At 66.1% G+C, this 23,001-nt stretch carries 15 protein-coding genes; 10 read left to right on the top strand and 5 right to left on the bottom strand.

Annotated features, from left to right (window positions below; all coding sequences use genetic code 11):
• Positions 1-95 precede the first annotated feature (95 nt).
• The 4 genes from IV454_RS31085 (at position 96) to IV454_RS31070 (ending at position 12,842) form a co-directional block, all read left to right on the top strand.
• Positions 96-2,420 (top strand): GGDEF/EAL domain-containing response regulator, encoded by a 2,325-nt coding sequence (locus tag IV454_RS31085; RefSeq protein ID WP_206089437.1) that lies wholly within the window; start codon positions 96-98, stop codon positions 2,418-2,420.
• Positions 2,417-9,061, top strand: coding sequence for a HAMP domain-containing protein (locus tag IV454_RS31080; RefSeq protein ID WP_206089436.1), 6,645 nt, complete (start codon positions 2,417-2,419; stop codon positions 9,059-9,061). Before IV454_RS31085 ends, IV454_RS31080 begins: the two co-directional genes overlap by 4 nt.
• A gap of 119 nt (positions 9,062-9,180) precedes the next feature.
• On the top strand, positions 9,181-11,598 hold the full coding sequence (locus tag IV454_RS31075; protein WP_206089435.1) for a PAS domain-containing hybrid sensor histidine kinase/response regulator: 2,418 nt from the start codon (positions 9,181-9,183) through the stop codon (positions 11,596-11,598).
• 317 nt (positions 11,599-11,915) lie between these two features.
• The gene (locus tag IV454_RS31070) at positions 11,916-12,842 is read left to right on the top strand and encodes a pyridoxal-phosphate dependent enzyme (RefSeq protein WP_206089434.1); all 927 of its coding nucleotides are present in this window, start codon (positions 11,916-11,918) and stop codon (positions 12,840-12,842) included.
• On the opposite strand, the gene IV454_RS31065 is transcribed toward IV454_RS31070, so the two are convergent.
• Positions 12,837-14,171, bottom strand: a complete 1,335-nt coding sequence (locus IV454_RS31065; protein ID WP_206089433.1) for an esterase/lipase family protein — start codon at positions 14,169-14,171, stop codon at positions 12,837-12,839. The genes IV454_RS31070 and IV454_RS31065 overlap by 6 nt on opposite strands.
• A gap of 97 nt (positions 14,172-14,268) precedes the next feature.
• Entirely contained in the window at positions 14,269-15,423 is a 1,155-nt protein-coding gene (locus IV454_RS31060) for a dienelactone hydrolase family protein (RefSeq protein WP_229521947.1), read from the bottom strand.
• A gap of 494 nt (positions 15,424-15,917) precedes the next feature.
• On the opposite strand from IV454_RS31060, the gene IV454_RS31055 reads away from it, so the two are divergent.
• Together IV454_RS31055 and IV454_RS31050 are read left to right on the top strand one after the other, a co-directional pair.
• Complete coding sequence (locus IV454_RS31055) at positions 15,918-16,691, top strand: tRNA-uridine aminocarboxypropyltransferase (protein ID WP_307730198.1); 774 nt, start codon at positions 15,918-15,920, stop codon at positions 16,689-16,691.
• 104 nt (positions 16,692-16,795) lie between these two features.
• Positions 16,796-17,929 carry a PA0069 family radical SAM protein gene (locus tag IV454_RS31050; protein WP_206089432.1) on the top strand — a complete coding sequence of 378 codons (1,134 nt, stop codon included), beginning with the start codon at positions 16,796-16,798 and terminating at the stop codon, positions 17,927-17,929.
• 24 nt (positions 17,930-17,953) lie between these two features.
• Here the strand turns inward: IV454_RS31050 and IV454_RS31045 are convergent, their stop codons facing one another.
• Both IV454_RS31045 and IV454_RS31040 read right to left on the bottom strand, forming a co-directional pair.
• Positions 17,954-18,541 carry a gamma-glutamylcyclotransferase gene (locus IV454_RS31045; protein ID WP_206089431.1) on the bottom strand — a complete coding sequence of 196 codons (588 nt, stop codon included), beginning with the start codon at positions 18,539-18,541 and terminating at the stop codon, positions 17,954-17,956.
• A 76-nt stretch (positions 18,542-18,617) separates the two neighbouring features.
• On the bottom strand, positions 18,618-19,577 hold the full coding sequence (locus tag IV454_RS31040; RefSeq protein WP_206089430.1) for a LysR family transcriptional regulator: 960 nt from the start codon (positions 19,575-19,577) through the stop codon (positions 18,618-18,620).
• An 88-nt stretch (positions 19,578-19,665) separates the two neighbouring features.
• Between IV454_RS31040 and IV454_RS31035 the strand changes: the two genes are divergently transcribed.
• Genes IV454_RS31035 through maiA form a run of 3 tightly spaced genes read left to right on the top strand, consistent with a single transcriptional unit; the run spans position 19,666 to position 21,882 of the window.
• The gene (locus IV454_RS31035) at positions 19,666-20,208 is read left to right on the top strand and encodes a VOC family protein (RefSeq protein ID WP_054263714.1); all 543 of its coding nucleotides are present in this window, start codon (positions 19,666-19,668) and stop codon (positions 20,206-20,208) included.
• Positions 20,209-20,215: 7 nt separating this feature from the next.
• Complete coding sequence (locus IV454_RS31030) at positions 20,216-21,241, top strand: fumarylacetoacetate hydrolase family protein (protein WP_054263713.1); 1,026 nt, start codon at positions 20,216-20,218, stop codon at positions 21,239-21,241.
• Entirely contained in the window at positions 21,238-21,882 is a 645-nt protein-coding gene (gene maiA / locus IV454_RS31025) for a maleylacetoacetate isomerase (protein ID WP_206089429.1), read from the top strand. The genes IV454_RS31030 and maiA overlap by 4 nt, the downstream gene beginning before the upstream one ends.
• Positions 21,883-21,920: 38 nt before the next feature.
• Here the strand turns inward: maiA and IV454_RS31020 are convergent, their stop codons facing one another.
• Positions 21,921-22,133, bottom strand: a complete 213-nt coding sequence (locus IV454_RS31020) for a DUF2970 domain-containing protein (RefSeq protein ID WP_206089428.1) — start codon at positions 22,131-22,133, stop codon at positions 21,921-21,923.
• A 216-nt stretch (positions 22,134-22,349) separates the two neighbouring features.
• Between IV454_RS31020 and IV454_RS31015 the strand changes: the two genes are divergently transcribed.
• Positions 22,350-22,937, top strand: a complete 588-nt coding sequence (locus IV454_RS31015; protein WP_206089427.1) for an NAD(P)H-dependent oxidoreductase — start codon at positions 22,350-22,352, stop codon at positions 22,935-22,937.
• Positions 22,938-23,001 lie beyond the last annotated feature (64 nt).

The raw sequence follows: 23,001 nt of genomic DNA, 5'->3' as shown, positions 1-23,001 counted from the left end.
CGTCGCGCTTGCTTTAAATGTGCCGCGAGGTCGATTAAGATGTATTTTTCGGCTGGCGCTCCTGAACGCGGCGGCCCCGTCAATCTGGAGGGAACATGATCGGTGAGCGAGACGGCAAGAGGCCGGGGCTCCGCGCGAAGGCCGGGGCCGAAGCGAGCGACAATGTCAATGTATTGCTTGTCAACGACGACCCGGCGACGCTGTTCTCCCTGCGCACCGTGCTCGGCGATCTCGACGCCACCGTCGTCACCGCCGCCTCGGGCCAGGAAGCCCTGCTTCTGCTGCTGCACCAGGACTTCGTGGTCATCCTGCTCGACGTCAAGATGGCCGGCATGGACGGCTTCGAGACGGCGCGCCTGATCCGTGGCCGGGCGCGCAGCCGGGCGACGCCGCTGGTCTTCCTGACCTCGCACCGGGCCACCGACCTCGATCGTACGATGGGCTACAACCTTGGCGCGGCCGATTACCTGTTCATGCCGGTCGCTCCCGAAGTGCTCAAGGCCAAGGTGCGCGTTTTCATCGATCTCGAACGCACGCGCCGCCGCCAGATGGAAAGCGACGGCGAATGCGTGGTGCTGAACCTGGCGCTGCGGCGCGAACGCGAGCGCGCCGACACGCTGCACTGCGCGTTGCAGGCGGAAGTGGCCGCGCGCACCCAGGCCGAGTCGTGCCAGCGGCGCGACTCGCCGGAACGGCTGATCATCCAGCATGCGGGCGACTACGTGGCCCTGCTCGATCCGGCGGGGTGCTGGACCTTCGCCAGCCCGTCCTACGATACCGAGTTTGGCAATGCGATCCGGATGGGCGGCTGCTATCTCGATATCGTCCATCCGGACGACCGCGAGCACATCGTCGCCGAGCTGGCCTGTATCGCCCAGGGTGCCGGGCGTGCCCGCCTGCAGTACCGGGTCCTCGGCGAGAGCGACTACCATTTCGAGACCGAGGCGACCCTGGTGCCGGGGCTGGACGGCGCGCCCGACAGCCTTGTGATGGTGTCGCGCGACGTCACCGAGCGCAAGCAGCTCGAAGCGTATGTGCTGCACCAGTCGCTGCACGACAGCCTGACCGGCTTGCCCAACCGCTTGCTGCTGGAAGACCGCCTCGGCCGCGCCACCAGCCAGCGCGAGCGCCCGGCCGGCAGCCTGGCGGTGCTGTTCATCGACCTCGACCGCTTCAAGGAAATCAACGATTCGGTCGGCCACGCGGCCGGCGACCGCCTGCTGCAGGACGTCGCCGAACGTCTCGGCACCTGTATGCGCGACGGCGACACCGTGGCGCGCCTGGGCGGGGATGAATTCGTCGTGCTGCTGCTCGACCTGCACGCGGTCAACGATGCGGCGCTGGTGGCCGACAAGATCTTGCGCGCCGTCGGCGCCCCCTGCTGGATCGAGGGCAAGCAGCTGTGCGTCACCCCCAGCATCGGCATCGCCGTCTATCCCGACGACGGCACCCGCCCCGATACCCTGCTGCGCAACGCCGACACGGCGATGTACAACGCCAAGCACGAGGGGCGCGGGCGCTTCGCCTTCTTCACCCCGCTGATGCAGGAGGCGGTCAGCCGCAGGCTGCAGCTCGGCAGCGCCCTGCAGCGCGCCATCGACGACGACGAGTTCGTGCTGCACTACCAGCCCAAGGTGAATGCCGTCAGCGGCGCCGTGTGCGGCGCGGAGGCGCTGATCCGCTGGACCCAGCGCGACGGCAAGCCGATCCCGCCCAGCATCTTCATTCCGGTCGCCGAGGAAACCGGCCGCATCGATCCGATCGGCAGCTGGGCCTTGCAGGAGGCGGTCGCCGAACTGGCGCGCTGGCGCACGCGCGGCGTGACGGACACGCCGATCGCCGTCAATATCTCGCCGCTCCAGTTTCGTCGCACCAACGTGGCCGGCTTCATCGAAGCGGTGGTGTCGCGCGCCGCCATCGATCCGGGCTTGCTCGAAGTCGAGCTGACCGAGTCCGGCGTCATGAGCGACCCGGCCACCGCGATCGAGGCGCTGCAACGCATCAGCGCGCAGGGCATCGCGATCGCGATCGACGACTTCGGCACCGGCTATTCGTCGCTGGCCTACCTCAAGCGGCTGCCGATCGACAAGCTCAAGATCGACGCCTCGTTCGTGCGCGACATCGCGACCGATCCCAGCGATGGGGCGATCGTGCGCGCCATCATCACCCTGGCGCACGTGCTGAACATGACGGTGGTGGCTGAAGGCGTGGAGACGGCGGCCCAGGTCGAATTCCTGATGGCGCACGCTTGCGACGAACTTCAAGGTAATTATTTCAGCGAGCCGGTGAGCGGCGACGCCATGCTGGAACTGCTCGCGCGCGGGCCGTTCATCCTGCCGCAAACCGGGCCGCGCGCCGTTCCGTGCCCGCTCGACAGCGGCACCGCGCACGCCGCGCTGGCGCACAGGAGACCCGTATGACGACGGAAACCGCATGGACCGAACAGCGCAGCCGGCAGCGGCGCGCCACCGACAGCCCGGGCGCGACCGGCGCCACCGGGCTGCACGGCCCGCTGGTGCCGGGCTTGCTGCTGCACGCGCTCGACGCCGTGCGCCATGGCGATTTCAGCGTGCGTCTGCCGTACGACTGGCCGGGGCTGGACGGACGCATCGCCGACGCCCTCAACGATATCGTGGGGACTCACGAGAAACTGGTCCGCGCCATCGAGCGCGTCTCGCTGTCGGTCGGCAACGATGGCAAGCTGGGCCAGCGCATGAAATTCGACAAGTCCGACGGTGCCTGGGGCGTGATCGTCACGGCCATCAATTCGATGATCGACAACCTGGTGCAGCCGGTGCGTGAAGTTGGCCGGGTGATCGGGGCGGTGGCGCGCGGTGCGCTCACCGAAACCATGCAGCTCGATATCGAGGGGCGCGCGCTCAAGGGTGAATTTCTCAAGACCGCCAATACCATCAACACCATGCTGGCCCAGCTGAACAGTTTTTCCGGCGAGGTGAGCCGGGTGGCGCGCGAAGTCGGCACCGAAGGCAAGCTCGGCGGCCAAGCCGAGGTGAAGGGCGCCTCCGGGGTGTGGAAGGACTTGACCGACAACGTCAACCTGATGGCCAGCAACCTGACCGGCCAGGTGCGCAACATCGCCGAGGTCACCACCGCCGTGGCTCAGGGCGACCTGTCGCGCAAGATCACGGTGGACGTCAAGGGCGAGATCCTGCGCCTGAAGGACACCATCAACCTGATGGTGGACCAGCTGAACAGCTTCGCCGGCGAGGTGACCCGGGTGGCGCGCGAAGTGGGCACCGAAGGAAAACTCGGCGGCCAGGCCGAGGTCAAGGGCGTCTCCGGGGTCTGGAAGGACCTCACCGAGAGCGTCAACCTGATGGCCAACAACCTGACCGACCAGGTGCGCAATATCGCCGAGGTGACCACGGCGGTGGCGCGCGGCGACCTCTCGCGCAAGATCACGGTCGACGTCAAGGGCGAGATCCTGCGCCTGAAGGACACCATCAACATCATGGTCGACCAGTTGAACAGCTTCGCCGGCGAAGTGACGCGGGTGGCGCGCGAGGTCGGCACCGAGGGCAAGCTGGGTGGACAGGCCGACGTGCGCGGCGTGGCCGGGGTGTGGAAAGACCTGACCGAAAATGTCAACCTGATGGCCAACAACCTGACCGACCAGGTGCGCAACATCGCCGAGGTGACCACGGCGGTGGCGCGCGGCGACCTGTCGCGCAAGATCACAGTCGGGGTGCGCGGCGAAATCCGTGAACTCAAGGATACGATCAACATCATGGTCGACCAGTTGAACAGCTTCGCCGGCGAGGTGACGCGGGTGGCGCGCGAAGTCGGCACCGAGGGCAAGCTGGGTGGCCAGGCCGAGGTCAAGGAGGTGGCCGGGGTCTGGAAAGACCTGACCGACAGCGTCAATGCGATGGCCAGCAACCTGACCGGCCAGGTGCGTAACATCGCCGAGGTCACCACGGCGGTGGCCAAGGGCGACCTGTCGCGCAAGATCACGGCCGACGTCAAGGGCGAGGTGCTGGAACTGAAAAACACCATCAACGTCATGGTCGACCAGTTGAACAGCTTCGCCGGCGAGGTCACGCGGGTGGCGCGCGAGGTCGGCACCGAGGGCAAGCTGGGCGGCCAGGCCCAGGTCAAGGATGTGTCCGGGGTGTGGAAAGACCTGACCGATAGCGTCAATGCCATGGCCGGCAACCTGACGGTGCAGTTGCGCGACGTCTCGAAGGTGGCCACCGCCATCGCCAGCGGCGACCTGGGGCAGAAGATCACGGTCAAGGCCCAGGGCGAAATCCTGCAGATCAAAGAGGTCATCAACGTCATGGTCGACCAGCTCAAGAGCTTCTCGGGCGAAGTCACGCGGGTGGCGGTGGAGGTCGGTACCGAGGGCCGGCTGGGCGGCCAGGCCGAGGTCGAGGGCGTCTCCGGCGTCTGGAAAAACCTGACCGACAGCGTCAACCTGATGGCCAGCAACCTGACCGGGCAGGTGCGCAATATCGCGGCCGTCACCACCGCCGTGGCCAACGGCGACCTGTCGCAAAAGATCATGGTCGACGTGCGCGGCGAGGTGCTGCAGCTGAAGGATACGATCAACATCATGGTTGACCAGTTGAACAGCTTCGCCGGCGAGGTGACGCGGGTGGCGCGCGAGGTCGGTACCGAGGGCAAGCTCGGCGGCCAGGCCGATGTCAAGGGCGTCTCCGGGGTGTGGAAGGACCTGACCGACAACGTCAACCGCATGGCCAACAACCTGACCGCGCAGGTGCGCAACATCGCCACCGTGACCACGGCCGTGGCCTACGGCGACCTGTCGCAAAAGATCACGGTGGACGTGCGCGGCGAAGTGCTGCAGCTCAAGGACACCATCAACATCATGGTCGACCAGTTGAACAGCTTCGCCGGCGAAGTGACCCGGGTCGCGCTCGAAGTGGGCACCGAGGGCCGCCTGGGCGGCCAGGCCCAGGTGCCGGGAGTGGCCGGCACCTGGAAAAACCTGACCGACAGCGTGAACCTGATGGCCAGCAACCTGACCGGCCAGGTGCGCAATATCGCGGCCGTCACCACCGCCGTGGCCAATGGCGACCTGTCGCAGAAGATCACGGTCGACGTGCGCGGCGAGGTGTTACAGCTCAAGAACACCATCAACATCATGGTCGACCAGTTGAACGCCTTTGCCGGCGAGGTGACCCGGGTCGCGCGCGAGGTCGGCATCGAGGGCCGGCTCGGCGGCCAGGCCCAGGTCAAGGGCGTGCTGGGCGTGTGGCGCGGCCTGACCGACAATGTCAACCTGATGGCCAGCAACCTGACCGACCAGGTGCGCAACATCGCCACGGTGACCACGGCGGTGGCCAATGGCGACCTGTCCAAGACCATCACCGTCGACGTGCGCGGCGAAGTGTTGCAGCTTAAGGAAACCATCAACACCATGGTCAGCCAGTTGCGCGGCTTCGCCGGCGAGGTCACGCGGGTGGCGCGCGAAGTGGGCACCGAGGGCCGGTTGGGCGGCCAGGCCTATGTGCCTGCCGTGGCCGGGGTGTGGAAGGACTTGACCGACAATGTCAACCTGATGGCCAGCAACCTGACCGGCCAGGTGCGCAATATCGCCACCGTCACCACGGCCGTGGCCAACGGCGACCTGTCGCGCAAGATCACGGTCGATGTGCGCGGCGAGATCCTCGAACTGAAAAACACGATCAACGTCATGGTCGACCAGTTGAATGCCTTCAGCGGCGAGGTCACCCGGGTGGCGCGCGAAGTCGGCACCGAGGGCAAGCTGGGCGGCCAGGCCCAGGTCAGGGGCATTTCGGGCGTGTGGAAAGACCTGACCGACAGCGTCAACCTGATGGCCGACAACCTGACCGACCAGGTACGCGGCATGGCCAAAGTGGTGACCGGCGTGGCCGTGGGCAACCTCAAGCAAAAGATGACAGTGCCGGCCAAGGGCGAGGTGGCGGCGCTGGCCGAAACCATCAACGACATGGTCGATACCCTGGCCACCTTCAGCGACCAGGTTACGCGGGTGGCGCGCGAAGTCGGGGTCGAGGGCCGACTGGGCGGACAGGCGGTCATGCCGGGCGCCTCCGGCAGCTGGAAAGACCTGGTCGACAATGTCAACGAGCTGGCGGCCAACCTGTCGACCCAGGTGCGTGCCATCGGCGAGGTCGCCACGGCGGTCACCAAGGGCGACCTGATGCGTTCGATCCAGGTCGCCGCGCGCGGCGAGGTCGCTGACCTCAAGGATAATCTGAACCAGATGATCCGCAACCTGCGCGAGACCACCGAACGCAATACCGAGCAGGACTGGCTCAAGACCAACCTGGCGCGCCTGACCCGCATGCTGCAGGGCCAGCGCGACATCGCCACTGTGGCGCGCCTGCTGCTGTCCGAGCTGGCGCCGCTGGTCGGTTCCCAGCATGCGGTGCTGTACCTGATGCAGGCCGGGGGCGCCGACAACACCCTCCTGGCCCGGTTGCGCCTGATGGCCAGCTATGGCTACCAGGAGCGCAAGAACTTGTCCCAGCAATGGGAGGTGGGCGAGGGAGTGGTGGGTCAGGCCGCCTTTGAAAAGCAGCGTCTCCTGATCACCAACGTGCCGTCCGACTATGTGCAGATCGTCTCCGGCCTGGGGCAGGCGCCGCCGCGCAGCATCGTGGTGCTGCCGATCCTGTTTGAAGGCGCGGTCAAGGCCGTCATCGAGATCGGCGCCTTCGAGCCGTTTCAGGCGATCCATCTGAAATTTCTCGACCAGCTGGCCGAGGGCTTGGGCATCGTCTTCAATTCGATCGAGACCGCGTCCGGCACCGAGCGCCTGCTGCGCCAGCAGGCGCTGTTGCTGGAGGGCGAATTCAAGTCGCAGCAGAACGAGCTGCAAAAAACCAACGCCGAGCTGGAGCAGAAGGCGCTCCAGCTGTCCGAGCAGAACGCCGAAGTCGAACGCAAGAACCGCGAGATCGAGGTGGCGCGCCTGTCGCTGCAGGAAAAGGCCGAGCAGCTGGCGCGGACCTCCAAGTACAAGTCCGAATTTCTGGCCAATATGTCGCACGAGCTGCGCACCCCGCTCAACAGCCTGCTGCTGCTGGCCGAGCAGATGCGCCAGAACCGCGACCGGAACCTGTCCGTGCGCCAGCTGGAAATGGTGCGCGTCATGCACGGCGCCGGGCGCGATCTGCTGCTGCTGATCAACGACATCCTCGACCTGTCCAAGATCGAATCGGGCAGCGCCAGCATCGAGCTCGACGACGTCGCCGTGAGCGAGCTCGTGAGCGACCTGGACAAGGCATTCCGCTACCAGGTCGAATTCAAGCGGCTGGCGCTGGCTTTCGAGTTGTCGCCGGCGCTGCCGGCGCTGCTGCGCACCGATGGCCTGCGCCTCAAGCAACTGCTCAAAAACCTGTTGTCGAACGCGGTCAAGTTCACCGAGCACGGCACCGTGACCCTGGCCGTGCGCCCGGTGCGTAGCGGCTGGCGTAGCGGTAGCGGCACGCTCGACCAGGCGCCGCTGGTGCTTGCCTTCAGCGTCAGCGATACCGGCATCGGCATCGCGGAGGACAAGCAAAAGCTGATCTTTGAAGCGTTCCAGCAGGCCGATTCGAGCACGTCGCGGCGCTATGGCGGCACCGGCCTCGGACTGGCGATTTCGCGCGAAATCGCGCATCTGCTCAATGGCGCTGTCGACGTCGACAGCGCCGAAGGGCACGGCAGCACCTTCACCTTTTACCTGCCGCAGCCGCTCGGCGTGGACGCCGCTGCGCCGCAGCGCGCGGCGGCGTCGGCCATGGACCCGGCGCGCATGGACGCGCCCGCCGTGCTGGCCCGGCAGCCGGCCGTGTGCGCCGATGCGCCGCTGCTGCTCGTCATCGAAGACGACCCGGTGTTTGCGCGCACACTCGAAGAACTGGCGCAGCAGCGTGACTTCGCCACCCTGATCGCACGCAACGGCGCCGATGGCGTGCTGCTGGCGCAGCGTTACCTGCCCGACGCCATCACGCTCGACATCGGGCTGCCCGACGGCGACGGCTGGCGCATCGCCGACCAGTTGCGCGAGGATGCACGCACGCGCGACATTGAGGTGCACGTGATTTCGGTGCGCGACTGCCCGCAGCCGGACGAGCTGCATGGCGTGGCCAGCTTCAACACCAAGCCGGCCGACCTGGAGACCCTGGCACGCGTGTTCGCCGACGTCACGCGCCACATGGAACGGCCCTTGCGCGCGCTGCTGCTGATCGGTGACGACATCGCGCGGCGCGCACCGGTGGAAGCCGTGCTCGCCGGTCCCGACATCGTGCTCGACGCCGTCGAGACCGCGGCCGATGCGCTGCGCGCCCTGCGCAACAAGACCTATCACGGCATGATTATCGCGCTCGAGCTGCCTGACATGGACGGCGTCGCCCTGCTCGAAGAAATTCGCGGCGATACCGTACTGGCGCCACTGCCGGCGATCCTGTACTGCGAACGCGAGCTCGATGACGCGACCCTGGCGCGCGTGCACCAGCTGGAGCAGGTACCGGAAACGCCTGACGCGCGGCGCGCTGCACAAACGCGTGCGGTGGTGCGCTTCCTGCAGCGCGTGCGCCAAGCCCTGCGCGACTCGGGCCCGGCGGCCGGCGACGGCGGGCACTGCGTGGCCGGCAAGACGATCCTGGTGGTCGACGACGATGCGCGCAATCTGTTTGCGCTGGCCAGCATGCTCGAAGGGCACGACATGCAGGTCGTCGCCGCCGACAGCGGGCAGCAAGCGCTCGAGCAGCTCGACCGGCACGGCAATATCGATATCGTACTGATGGACATCATGATGCCCGGCATGGATGGCTACGACACCATCGCCCGATTGCGCCGCGACCAGCGCTTTGCCGCACTGCCCGTGATCGCGCTGACGGCCAAGGCCATGCCGGAAGACCGCGACAAATGCCTGGCCGCCGGCGCTTCCGACTACACCGCCAAGCCGGTCGACTCGGTCCAGCTGCTGGCACAGATCGCCCACTGGCTGGCGGCGCGCCCGCCAGCCATGGGAGCGGCTGGCGCCGATGCCGTCACCGACGCACATGGCGCCAGCGCGACGGGGGGCGACCGGTCAAGAATCTAGTTGGCTGCTTACACCATGTCTTGCCGCGCACGTTAGCTGTACGTACAGAAATTTTCCAGCTGTGCCGTTCGGCAACGCGCACACGGCTTGCGCAGCGGGTGCGCGTGCGACAATTCCGTATGACCCGACAAGCTGATTACCAGGCGCTGTTTCGCGCCTCCCCGTATCCGTATCTGCTGATGGACCTGGAGCTGACCATCATCGCCGCCAACGACGCCTACCTGCACGCGACCGGCCGCGACGAAACCGATTTGCTGGGACGCTACGTGTTCGACGCCTTTCCCGAAAATCCGGACGACCCCGGCTCGACCAACATCGCCGAGGTGCGCTCCTCGCTGCTGCGTGCCATCGCCAGCGGCAAGCCCGATACCACGGCCTTCCTGCGCTATTCGGTGCCGCGCGCGGCGGCCGCCGGCGGCGGCTTCGAGGAGCGCTTCTGGAGCACCGTGCACACGCCCATCGGCGACGCCGACGGCCGCATCGCCTTCGTGGCGCAGAACGCCATCGACCTGACCGAGTTGTACCGCTTCGACCGCCAGTCGCACCTGGCCTCGGTCGACCCGGACACCAGGGCGGTGGTGGGCGAGGACCATTTCAACCAGGCCCGGATGCACCAGGCGATGAACCGCATCCTGATGGTCGAACGCAGCCACTTGCGCGACCTGTTCAACCAGGCGCCCGGCTTCATCGCCGTGCTGACCGGCGAGCAGCATGTGTTCGAGATGGTCAACGAAGCCTACTACCAGCTGGTGGGGCACCGCGAACTGCTCGGCAAGCCGGTGTGGGAAGCGCTGCCCGAGGTGCGCGGCCAGGGTTACGAACAACTGCTCGACCAGGTCTACCGCGGCGGCAAGCCTTTCGTCGGGCGCGGCCTGCGCGTGGAAGTGCAGCGCGAGGCGGGCGGGCCGGTCGCGCAGAGCCATATCGACGTGCTGTACCAGCCGCTGTTCGACAAGGACGGCCGCACCACCGGCATCTTCGTGCAGGGCCACGATGTGAGCGAAGCGCATGCCGCGCAGCTGGCCAGCGCCGACAGCGCCGAGCGCCTGTCCGAAGGCATGAACGCGGCGCGCATGGTGGTGTGGGACTGGGAAATCGGCTCGGGCAAGATGGTGTTTTCGGATAATGCCGAACTGGTGCTGGGACGGCGCGACCCCGATATCGACACGCTCAGCGCATCGATCCATCCGGACGACGTGGAGCGCATGCGCCGCGCCCGCGAGCGCGCCATCGTCGAAGCGGGCGGCTACGCGGAGATCGTGCGTTTTATCCGCGCCGACGACGGCCGCATGCTGTGGCTCGATATCCGCGGCAAGGTGCGCTGCGACGCCGGCGGCGAGCCGTTCGCGGTGCGCGGGGTCACGCTCGACGTCACCGAGCGCCTGCGCGCCGAAGAAGACTTGCGCGACGCTCACCGGCGCAAGGATGAATTCCTGGCGATGCTCTCGCACGAGCTGCGCAATCCGCTGGCGCCGATCAGCTCAGCTGCCCAGTTGCTCAAGCATGTGCGCCTGGACGACGCCCGCCTGCGCGAGACGACCGACATCATCATCCGCCAGACCGCCCATATCACGGCGCTGGTGGATGACCTGATCGATGTATCGCGGGTCACGCGCGGCCTCATATCCACCGACCAGAAAGCGCATGACATGAAGCGCATGATCGGCGACGCGGTCGAGCAGGTGCGCCCGCTGATCGAGGCGCGCCGGCACCGGCTGGCGGTGCTGCTGCTGCCCGGCGCGGTGACCGTGATGAGCGATCACAAACGGGTGGTGCAGGTGCTCACCAACCTGCTCAATAACGCGGCCAAGTACACGCCCGACGGCGGCAATATCGTACTGGAGCTGGCGCTGGACGGCCAGCAGCTGGTGCTGTCCGTGCGCGACGACGGCATCGGCATGGGCGCCGAACTGCTGCCGCGCGTGTTCGACCTGTTCACCCAGGGCGAGCGCAGCGCCGACCGCTCGCAGGGCGGGCTGGGCGTGGGGCTGGCGGTGGTGCGCAGCCTGGTCGAACTGCACGGCGGCCAGGTCGGCGCCGCCAGCGAGGGCGTGGGCAAGGGCAGCGTGCTGACCGTGCGCCTGCCCCTGCTGGCCGGCCCGGCGCTGGCGGCTGCGCCGGCCGCGCAACGGCCAGCCGCGCCGCAGCGGCCGTTGCGCGTGCTGGTGGTGGACGACAATCCCGATGCGGCGCTGATGCTGTCGATGCTGCTCGAAGCGTCCGGCTACGACGTGCTGACCGAGAACGGCTCGCACGCGGCCCTGGCCAGCGCCGCGCGCCATGTGCCGGACGTGTGCATCCTCGACATCGGCCTGCCCGACATGGATGGCTACCAGCTGGCGCGCAGGATACGCGAAGCCGACGGCATGCGCGGCGCGACCCTGATCGCGGTGACCGGCTACGGCCAGGAGCAGGACCGGCGCCTGGCGCTCGACGCCGGCTTCGACCATCACCTGGTCAAGCCGGTCGATTCGTCCGAGCTGGCGGCGCTGCTGCTGGCGCGCGCGGCGCGGCCGCTGGAGGCGGGCGGCGCGTGATAGACTGACTTTCCCCGATACGACCTGCGCGCCGACCATGCCGCCATCGACGACAACCTTGCGCCTGATTCTGGGCGACCAGCTTCATCCGCTGCGGCCACCGGATACCGTCCTGGTTTTGGGACGGCAAGACAAAACCGCGTTGCCTGCGGCACGCCGCCGGCCAGTCGCTTGAGGCGCACGCCCACCCTCTCCAGCGCCTGATTATCATCGGGAACTTTTCCCTGCTGGCGCGACTCGAACCCTGCCAGTGCGCTGCGCGCGCGGCTCGGGAACTTTGACGACGTTCTACAACTTTACGGGATCACGACCTTACGATGACACTACATATCGACACTCCGCTTCTTGCTTCCTCGGCCATGAGCAACAAGCCGGGCCAGACGATCTGGCTCAAGATGGAAGCCTTGCAGCCGACCGGCTCGTTCAAGCTGCGCGGCATCGGCTACGCCTGCGAAGAGTACGCGCGGCGCGGGGCGAAACGCTTCATCTCTTCGTCCGGCGGCAATGCCGGCCTGGCCGCCGCGTACGCGGGACACAAGCTGGGCTTGCCGGTGCTGGTGGTGGCGCCGGAAACGACCAGCGAGCGCGCCCGCGAGCTGATGCGGCGCGAGCAGGCCGAGGTGATCGTGCACGGCGCTTCCTTTCACGAAGCCAATGACCTGGCGCTGTCGATGGTGGGCGAGCACGACGCCTTCATCCACGCCTACGACGATCCCCTGCTGTGGACCGGGCACGCGACCATGATCGATGAAGTGGCGCATGCCGGCGTGATTCCCGACGCAGTGGTGCTGTCGGTGGGTGGGGGCGGGCTGATGTGCGGCGTGATCGAAGGATTGCGCCGCAATGGCTGGGACCAGGTGCCGCTGTTCGCCGTCGAGACCGATGGCACCGATTCGCTGGCGCAGTCGATCGAGGCCGACTCTCGCATCGAACTGCCGCGCATCGCCAGCATCGCCACCACCCTCGGTTCGCGCCAGGTGTCGCAGGCCGCGTTCGACTGGACCCGGGTGCATCCGATGAGCAGCATGGTGGTCACCGACCAGGCGGCGGTGGCGGCCTGCATCCGCTTCATGGACGACCACCGGGTGGTGGTCGAGCCGGCCTGCGGCGCCTCCTTGGCGGTGGCCTACGCCGGCCGCCCGGAGTTGAGCGCGTTCAAGAACGTGCTGGTGATCGTGTGCGGCGGCGTGACGGCGACCGTGGCCCAGCTGCAAGCCTGGTCGCGCACCCTCAGCCTCTCATAAGCCGTACACAATGGCCGCGACCCTGTCGTAGATCGGATACACGCGCGGCCCCGATTTGGGCCAGCCGATCATGTCGAAGTGGTCGTAGGCCTTGTAGTTGCCCAGGAAGTTCCAGCTGCCGCGCACGGGCGCGCCATCGTAGTCGCGCGCCGGATGGCCGGAGGGCGCACGCATGCTGACCGTGTTGACCACGCCATCGTTGACGAACCAAGTGCGGTCGACCGGAACCCTGCCCAACGCCGCCAGTGTGTAGGAGCCCATGCCGCGCAGGCCGGCCGACGGGATCACCCATTCGCCCGCATACGGCCGGGTCAGACCCGCCATGTCGGCGCGCGGATACTGGAAGGCCGGGTTCTGGACCGGGAACAGCAGGCGGTCGGTGTCGTTGCAGCAAATGCTGCCGGCCTCGGTCGCCTGGTTGCTCATCGAGAAGTAATACACCGAAGGCGAGGTCTTGGCCCAGTCATTGAAGGTGCGCGCGCCGTCGGGTGTCATTTCGGCCTGGGCCGAGTCGAAGTTGTCCTGGCTCGAGAACGGCGCGGACATCACCCGCTGCTGATAGGCCGCCGACGGTTCGGCCGCGCTGCTGCGCAGGCCGAATTGTTCGAGTCCGAAATCGTGCACCGGCTGGACCGCGTTGCCGATGCTGGCCATGGCCGCGATGCCGCTCGCCAGTTGCGTGAGCGCCGATCCCGACTGGCCCATGGCGTCGCGCAGGCTGGTGCCGTCGTTGGGCGAGGACATGGTGGTGGCGCTGACGACCCAGCCGGTCTTGCCGCCCTTGTACAGCTCGCCACCGCCTTCGTCGCCGTGCGGCGAGCCGTGTTCGAGCAGTTCGATCAGGGCGCGGATGGTCTGGCCGCCCTGGCTGTGGCCGATCAGGTGGATCGGGTGGCGCGCATCCCAGGCCGGATACAGCGCGGCCGGATAGCCTTGCGGATTGTTGGCCGGGTCGGCGGCCCAGCATTTGCCTTCGGGCTGGCGCACGGCGCCAAAGCTGGCGAAGCTGGCCGTGTGGCTGCTGCCGTAGTCGACGCAGCCGCCCTTGATCTGGTAGTACAGCTCGGCCGCGCGGTCCCAGTTCGAGCTGATCGCCCCGACCGACGCGGCCCATACCTGATGCTGGCCCTGGTGCGAGCGCATGTGGCCGACGATATCGTCGAAGCCGCCCCAGTATTTGAAACCGGTGTTGCTGTACTGCTCGGGCCCGAAGCCGAGGAAGCCGTGCACCAGGACGATCGGATAGTTGTTTGCGGCTGAGGCCGCTTGGAAGGCGCAGGACAGGAAGAGGGCGGGGGCGAGGACTGCGCGCAGGATCGGTGGCAACATGATTCTCTCCAGACGAGAAAAAACGTCGGCACAGTGTATATGCATTTTACGCGCGCACGTGTTCGTCGTGTGCGCGCCGCGTGGCTGCGCGGTCACATCAGAGACTGCCGGTGCCCGCGCCGCCGCTGTCGGCAATCGCGCCGCCGGCGGCCAGTTTTCCTTGCCACACCACGTCGTCGTCGACCGAGTACAGCTGGCAGGGCTGGCCGCTGGTGCGGGCGCAGGCGGCCAGCGCGCGCACGTGCGGGTCTTCTCCTTCCTCGGCCCAGCACCAGGCCCCGCTGGGCGAGACGGCAAAGGCGCGCGGGGTCAGCTTGTGCAGATACTCGCGGTAGGCGGCGCGCCCGTTTTCGCTCAGGTAGGGCACGGCGGCGATGTCGTCGACGCGGGCGAAATCGGTTTTCGGCACGCTGGGGGCGTCGGCCACCGCCACCACTTCGCTGGTCGGCATGCCGATTTGCTGGAGGAAGCGTTCGGTCTCGCGCCACCAGATGGCGGCGCCGTCGCGGCTGGCGATCATGCCGTGCGCGTCGCGCTTGAAGGCGTCGAATTCGACCAGGCGCGCCTTGCCGCCGGCACGCTCGAAGGCGGCGTGCATGCGCGCCACCAGCTCCGGCGCGAACAAGGAATCGTTCACGCCATACATCCACAGGCTGGGAATCTTGTTGCCGGCGCCGTAGTTGGCGAAGGCGCGCACCAGTTGCGTGCGCCAGTCGCACTGGCCGGCGTCGTCGCGCAGGCCGCCGGCGAAATTGATCAGGCCGCGCACGCCGGGCACCTCGCGCGTGCCGAGGGCAATGGTGGCCAGGCCGCCGTAGGACTGGCCGGCGACGACGATGCGCCCGGGGTCGATCCAGTCCTGGCGGCGCGCGAAGTCGATGGTGTCCTGCACATCGCTGGCCTGGGCGTAGCCGTTGGCGGTCATGTTGCAGCCATGGTCGGCGTAGATGCCGGTGGAGCCGGCGAAGCCGCGCCGCATCGGCACCAGCACGGCATAGCCGCGCTTGACGAAGGCGGTGGCCATGTAGATGAAGCGCTCGCGCGTCTGCTTGCGCGGCTCGCCCGATTCCTTGCCGTGGTTGATGATCAGCAAGGGAAACGGGCCGGCGCCGTTGGGACGGAACACGGTCGTCTGCAATTCCGACTGCCTGGACGGTCCGGCGGGAACGGCGATCACCTGTTCGTTGAGCCGGTAGTCGAGCGGCAATTCCCGCTCGATCGCCACCGACGGCAGCAAGGTGAAGGCGCTCACCAGGGCGCTCAGGAGCAGGCGCAGGGCGCGGGGAAAAACGGTAGCGATGAGGGGCTCCCGATGGATTGGATTGCCTAAAGGAATAATCCGATTCTAAGCAGGTAAATGCCTGTGGGCAATATCGGAATGCCAATTTGCTGGAGCCCGCGCGAAAAAAAATTACGGATCGCACGTTTTATTTCCTTAATGGACGTGCTATCGAAAACAGGAAGGCGCAGTGGCATGCGGTGTTTTAGCGCCGTGCCGGGGCAGGTCGTGCCAGGCTGGCAACGCGGGTCGGGCGTGCGTGGGCGTCATCGGTCAGAGAGTCATGTCGTGCGGGGAAATGTGTTCTCGCCAACCCGGATTGCCGGTGTTAGCATGGGCGCGCCGTCACATTCAAGCCTTGCGCCCTTCATCATCATGAAACATCTCACTATTGGAACCCGCCTGACGTTCGCTTTTGCCATCGTCCGTGCGCGCACCCGCGCCGGCGTGTGGCGACCGGGATCGCCGTGCGTCAGGACCGCGGCCACGCCATGCTGAGGCCGGAAGTGCGCACTTTGGCGCTGGACGGGCAATCCAGGGAACTGGTCGGCGATCCGGTCGGCGAGGGCGGGCGCGCCCGCACGGCGGCTGGCCCGGTGAACGGCTGCGCGCAGCAAGAACAAGCCGGGCCGGCGCGGCGCAAGGTCTGTGCGCACTGCGCGCGGCCGGCCGCGGCCTGCATCTGCCGCTGGATCAGTCCGGTCGAGAGCGCGGTGCGGCTGCTGATCCTGCAGCATCCCATGGAAGTGAGCAACGCCAAGGGCAGCGCGCGCCTGCTGCACCTGAGCGTGGCGGGCAGCAGGCTGGTCGCGGGCGAGGTGTTCGATCCGGCCCAGCTCGGCGACCTGCTGGCGGCCGAGGGCCGGCGCGCGGTGCTGCTGTATCCGGACACGCCGGACGACAGGTCGCTGGGCATGCCGGCGCCGCCGCCACTACCGCCGGAACTGTTGCATTCGCCCGGGCAACTGCTGCTGGTGGTGCTCGACGGCACCTGGCGCAAGAGCCGCAAGATGCTGTATCTGAACCCCTTGCTGCATGCGCTGCCCCGCCTGCCGCTGAACGGCATGCCGCCATCGCGCTACCGCATTCGCAAGGCGCACGCGCCCGACCAGCTCTCGACCCTGGAAGCGACTTGCCATGCCTTGGGTGAGATCGAAGGCGACCATGAGAAGTTCCTCCCGCTGAGCCGCGCTTTCGATGACTTGATCGATGCGTTTGTGCTGCATCAAGGCCGGCTTTGAACGCTGCTTGACACGCGGCGGCAGCGACGTAGAATACTGTATGTTTATACAGTTAAATAGGTGCTGCGGTGACTGATCGCGACAAGAATGTTGAAGAAAGCGTCATGCTTCCGCCGCGTCCGCTGGCGGCGCAGAAGGGGCGGGGCGCGGTGAGCAACCTGCAGGGCCGCTACGAAGTCAACGCGCGCGAGCGCTTCGACGATGGCTGGGTGCATGAAGATGACGAGGATGAGGCGCCGGCGCCCTTCCGCACCCAGGTCACGGACGAATTCGCCAAAACGATCTTGAGCCGCAACAGTTCGCCCGACATTCCTTTTAATGTGTCGCTCAATCCCTATCGTGGGTGCGAGCACGGCTGCATTTATTGTTTTGCGCGGCCGTCGCACAGTTACCTGGGGCTGTCGCCGGGGCTGGACTTCGAGAGCCGCCTGTTCGCCAAGGTCAACGCGCCCGACCTGCTGCGGCGCGAGCTGGCCAGGCCATCCTACGTGCCCGAGCCGATCGCCCTGGGCGTCAATACCGACGCCTACCAGCCGTGCGAGCGCGCTCTGGGCATCACCCGGCGCGTGCTGGAGGTGCTGCACGATTGCGAGCATCCGGTGGCGTTGATCAGCAAGTCCTCCTTGATCGAGCGCGACATCGATCTCATCGCGGCCATGGCGGCGAAAAACCAGGCGATTGCGGCGGTCACCATCACCACGCTCGACCCGGATATTTCGCGCACCCTGGAGCCGCGCGCCGCGGCACCGGCGCGGCGCCTGCGCACCATCCGGCGCCTGACGGATGCCGGCATCCCGGTGCGGGTCAGCGTCGCGCCGGTGATTCCCTTCATCACCGAGCCCGAGCTCGAACGGGTGCTGGAAGCGGCGCGCGACGCCGGGGCGGTGAGCGCGCACTACGTCGTGCTGCGCCTGCCTTGGGAAGTCAATCCGCTGTTCCAGGAATGGCTGCAGGCGCACTTTCCAGAACGGGCGCAACGGGTCATGAACCGGGTGCGCGATCTGCGCGGCGGCAAGGACTACGACAGCGACTTCAGCAAGCGCATGCACGGGGAGGGCGTCTGGGCGGATTTGATACGCCAGCGTTTCGTCAAGGCGGTGGAGCGCTTGGGCATGAATGCGACCAGCGGGCGCTTCGCGCAACTTGATGCCTCACGGTTCAAGCGGCCGCTGGTGGTGCCGACGGCGCCAACCAAACAATGCGGCAATGCGACGGGGCAGCTTGATTTGTTCGGATAGGGGCGTTTGCCCGATGAAGTATTTTTAGCGGCTCGCTTGCGTTCCTTCGTCACGCATGTCGCTTAAATGCCGCTCGATTTCAAACACGTGCGCGTCTTCCATGCCCAGCTCGCGTAGCGCGTGCGCCAGGTCGATCAGGTAATCGCGGTTGGCGCCGCTCGGGCCGTGCGAGCGCGCGATTTGGCGGGCAATATCGAGCTCGCTTGCCTCGCCAAGGAAGGCGGCATTGTCGTTGCTTGCAATGTACACCAGCCCGAGTTCACTGCCGCCATCCTCGAAGTGGATGTCGATCGCCAGGCGCAGATAGCCGTTTTTTTCGCGGTGGTCCAGATGGGCGAACACTTCTGGTGTGATCAGGTAAGCCATGCCCGCGGTAAGGGCGCCGGGCTGCGCAATCAATGTGGCCACCCGGCCCGGGGCAGCCGGCGTGCCGCGGTGATCGTGTGAACCTTGCCAGAAGCGCCGGGTCCAATTGCGGATGGTCGCCGGTTGTCGTTCGATGAAGGGAAAGTCCGCCTTGAAGATCAGCGAGCCGTAGCCGAACAGCCACACGCGATGGTGACCGTCGAATTGATCCATGCGCTGGTTGATGGCGATGGTGTTGTGTGACATGGGCAGTGTCCGTTGGAAGCGAGCATCAATTATAGGGGCGGCGCGTGATCGGCGCAGCGCAGGCAAAGCGCGCAGCCTACGGCGCGACGTGATCGCCTGCCGATAGCGCAGGCTTGTGATTGGCGGCGACCGGAATGTTCCAGTCATGCGATTCGACGAACTTGAACAGGAAGGCCATGAAGCTCGCCGCCGCCGGCGAGAGCGAGCGCTTGTCGCGCGTGTACACAAAAAAACGCCGCGTCAGTTCCGGCTCGTGCAGCTGGCGCATGTGCAACTGGTGCAGGCGCACCAGCGGTTCGGCATACGGCAGGCAGACGGTCACGCCCAGTCCCGCGCTCACCATCGCCAGCGCGGTCGTCATGAACGTGACTTCGTTGACGGGATTGAGCGGTACATCGCGCAGCGCATGGTGCATGTCGCTCAGCAGGCGCTCGGTGAACTGTCCCTGCAGCGAGATGAAGGGGTAGGCCGCCAGGTCCGACCATGTCAGGCGCTCGCGCTGTTCCAGCGGGTGCTGCTGCGGGAATACCAGCACGAAGGGCATCTCGAACAGCACCGCAGCCTCGATCTGGGCGGCAGGATCGCGTTCGGGACCGATGCCGCAGTCGACCTCGCCGCTGAACACGCGCGCCGTCACGTTTTCGACCGCGCAATCGACCAGGCGGACCTGGATTTCCGGATACACCGTGCGGTAGGCGGCGATAACCTGCGGCAGCAGGGTGCACGACATCAACTGTGGGGCGGCAATCCGGACCACGCCTTTTTTCAGCCGTGTCTGGCTGGCGATGTCGAGCAGTGCGCCGTCGAGGTCGTCGATCATCTTGGAAAACAGGGGCGTCAGCTCGCGCCCGACCTCGGTCAGGGCGATCCGGCGCGTGCTGCGGTCGACCACCCGCACGCCGAGGGTCAGTTCGAGTTCCTTGATCAGGCCCGACAGCGCCGCCTGGGTCACGTGCAGATACTCGGCGGCCAGGGTAAAACTGCCGGTCTTGGCGAGCGCGACGAGGGCGCGCATCTGGCGCAGGGTGGGATTCATAGCTTAATCTAATAAGTCGCGTTGAAAATATTGTTTGAATGATAGTTCGTTTTGCACTCTAATAGGGGAATCAACAGGGGAGCACAGCATGAAAATCACCAGGATTCACCACGTAGCCTACCGCTGCAAGGATGCCAAAGAGACGGTCGAGTGGTACGTCAAATACCTCAACATGGACTTCGTGCTGGCCATCGCCGAAGACCAGGTGCCGTCGACCGGCGCGCCCGACCCGTACATGCACGTTTTCCTCGATGCCGGCATGGGCAATGTGCTGGCATTTTTCGAGCTGCCGAGCCAGGCGCCGATGGGCCGCGACGAGAATACCCCGGCCTGGGTCCAGCATCTGGCGATGGAAGTCGGCTCCATGGACGAGCTGCTGGCGGCCAAGGCGCGTCTTGAAGCGGATGGAATCGAGGTCATCGGCCCGACCAACCACACCATCTTCAAGTCGATCTATTTCTTCGATCCCAATGGTCACCGCCTCGAACTGGCCGTCAACACGGCCACGCCGGAAATGCGGCAAAAGCTCGACGCCGTCAAATGGGACATGCTCAACGAGTGGTCCGAGACGCGCAAGGCGCCGAAACACGCGGCCTGGATGCACGAGAACCCCCGAGCGGACCAACACTAAGGCACACATGAAACTTGCAACATTGAAATCAGGCGGGCGTGATGGCTCGCTGGTCGTGGTCAGCCGCGACCTGTCGCGTTACCAGAAGGTTCCCAAGATTGCCGCGACCTTGCAGTTTGCGCTCGACAACTGGGACGATGTCGTCGAACGCCTGCAAGCCGTCTACCTCGCCCTGAACGATAGCGGCACCTGGGACGCGCAACCCTTTGACCAGGAATTGTGCCACTCGCCGCTGCCGCGCGCCTATCAGTGGGCCGATGGATCGGCTTACATCAACCACGTCGAGCTGGTGCGAAAAGCGCGCAATGCCGAAGTTCCCGCGTCGTTCTACACCGATCCGCTGATGTACCAGGGCGGCTCCGATTCCTTCATCGGCCCGCGCGATCCGATCTATGCGCTGTCGGAAGAATGGGGCATCGACCTGGAAGCGGAAGTGGCTGTCATCACCGGCGACGTGCCGATGGGTGCCAGCGTCGAGCGCAGCGCCGCGGCCGTGCGCCTGGTCATGCTGGTGAACGACGTTTCGCTGCGCAACCTGATTCCGAACGAGTTGCTCAAGGGCTTCGGTTTCTTCCAGTCGAAGGCGGCCAGCGCGTTTTCGCCGGTGTGCGTCACGCCAGACGAACTGGGCGACGCATGGCAGGATACCAAGCTGCGCCTGCCGTTGCATGTACAGATCAATGCGCGCCCTTTCGGCAAGCCGAACGCGGGCGACGACATGACATTCAACTTCGCGCAACTGGTCGCGCATGCGGCCAAAACGCGCGAACTCGCGGCGGGCACCATCATCGGTTCCGGCACGGTGTCGAACAAGCAGGGGAACTTGCACGGGTCGAGCATCGACAACGGCGGCGTCGGCTACTGCTGCCTGGCCGAAGTGCGCATGTATGAAACGATCGAGCATGGCGCGCCGAAAACGCCGTTCCTGAAATTCGGCGACAAGGTGCGCATCGAGATGGTCGATGCCGCCGGGGCCAGCATCTTCGGCGCCATCGACCAGACCGTTGCTGTCTATGAGGAGCGCCGTCCATGAAGCTGTACACCTATTTCCGCAGTTCCGCCGCGTACCGGGTGCGCATCGGGCTCAACCTGAAGGGGGTGGGCTACGAATCCGTGCCCGTGCATCTGCTGCGCAATGGCGGCGAGCAGCTGGCGCCCGAGTATCTGGCCATCAACCCCAGCGCCCTGGTGCCCAGCTTGCAGGACAAGGGCGCCACCTTGACGCAGTCGATTGCGATCCTCGAATACCTGGAAGAGGTGCATCCGCAGGTAGCCTTGCTGCCGCGCGATGCGCTCGGACGGGCACGGGTGCGCTCCTTGGCGCTGATGGTGGCCTGCGATACCCATCCGCTGACCAATCTGCGCGTGCTGCGCCATCTGGTGGATGAGGTCGGTTTGTCGGAAGAGGCCAAGACCGCATGGTATGTGCACTGGTTGCGCGAAGGAATGGCCGCCCTGGAAGCGCACCTCGCGCATTCGCCCGACACAGGCCGCTTCTGTCACGGCGACATGCCGACCATGGCGGACTGCTGCCTGGTGCCGCAGGTGTTCAATGCGCGCCGCTTTCATGTGGACCTGGCGCCGTATCCGACCATTGCCCGTATCGACGCCGTATGCGCCGCGCTGCCGGCCTTTGCCGAGGCGCATCCATCGCGCCAGCCCGACGCCGAATAAGCGCGTGCCCGAAGCTTGCTCCTCCATGGAGCAGGCCCTCAGCGGGTCGCGAAAGCCACCACGCCGAGCAGGGTGGCGATCAGCACCGCCACGCCGATCAGCCCGGCCATGATCACGTCAATGGGATTGAGGGCCGTGACGTCGCGGTCGAAGTCGGATTTGCGGCGCAGGCCGACGAACGACCAGGCGATCGCCGCCAATGTCGAAAAAAACGATCGTTGCGCGCCTTGAGCGCGATTCTTGTCAGACATGCTGTTCCTCTTTCGATCTATCCGGCAGGGCACACGCCCCGATTCCCCTGAGCATAGCCGCCCTGGTACGCACAAAACAGGAGCAGACCCATGCGCAATACCATATCAAAGCGGGGAACCATGCCGGCGCTGGCCTGTCATATAAACAGGTAAGCCATCTGCGCTCGCCGTGCTGAGGGGAACGTATGAGGCTGCGATTGTGTCGGAAGGCATGCCATGCATAAGCGCATTTTGTTAATCCAGGGCCATCCTGACGCCGCACAGGGACACTTGTGCCACGCGCTTGCGGCTGCGTACCGGGCTGGCGCGGCAAAGGCGGGGCACGATGTGCGGCAAACGCAGGTCGCCGCGCTCGACTTTCCCATCCTGCGCAGCCAGGACGAATGGGAGCGCGGCCCGTTGCCACCCGGCTTGCAGCAGGCGCAGGAAGATATCCGCTGGGCCCAGCACATGGTGTTTTTCTTCCCGCTCTGGCTGGGGGACATGCCGGCCCTGCTCAAAGGCTTCCTGGAGCAGGTGGCGCGGCCGGGGTTTGCCTTTCCGGACGACCGCATGCATCCCCTCGCCAAAAAGGGCTTGTCCGGGCGCTCGGCGCGGGTGGTGGTCACGATGGGCATGCCGGCGCTGTTGTATCGCTGGTATTTCCGGGCGCACAGCATCAAGTCGCTCAAGCGCAATATATTAGGGTTTGTCGGTGTGGCGCCCGTGCGCGCTACCTTGATCGGCATGGTTGGCGATCCGGAACGGCAGGCGGTGGACAAATGGGTTGGCGCACTCGAAGCGATGGGGCGCAGTGCGGCTTGATGATCTGGAAGGGGTTGGCAGGCGCGAAGCGATGGGTCTGATTGCGCCCTGACGGCCCGCAATG

It is taken from the genome of Massilia antarctica, assembly GCF_015689335.1.
GTDB lineage: Bacteria > Pseudomonadota > Gammaproteobacteria > Burkholderiales > Burkholderiaceae_D > Telluria_A > Telluria_A antarctica.
The sequence above is the reverse complement of the archived record's forward strand: the minus strand, read 5'-3'. Positions and strand labels throughout refer to the sequence as shown.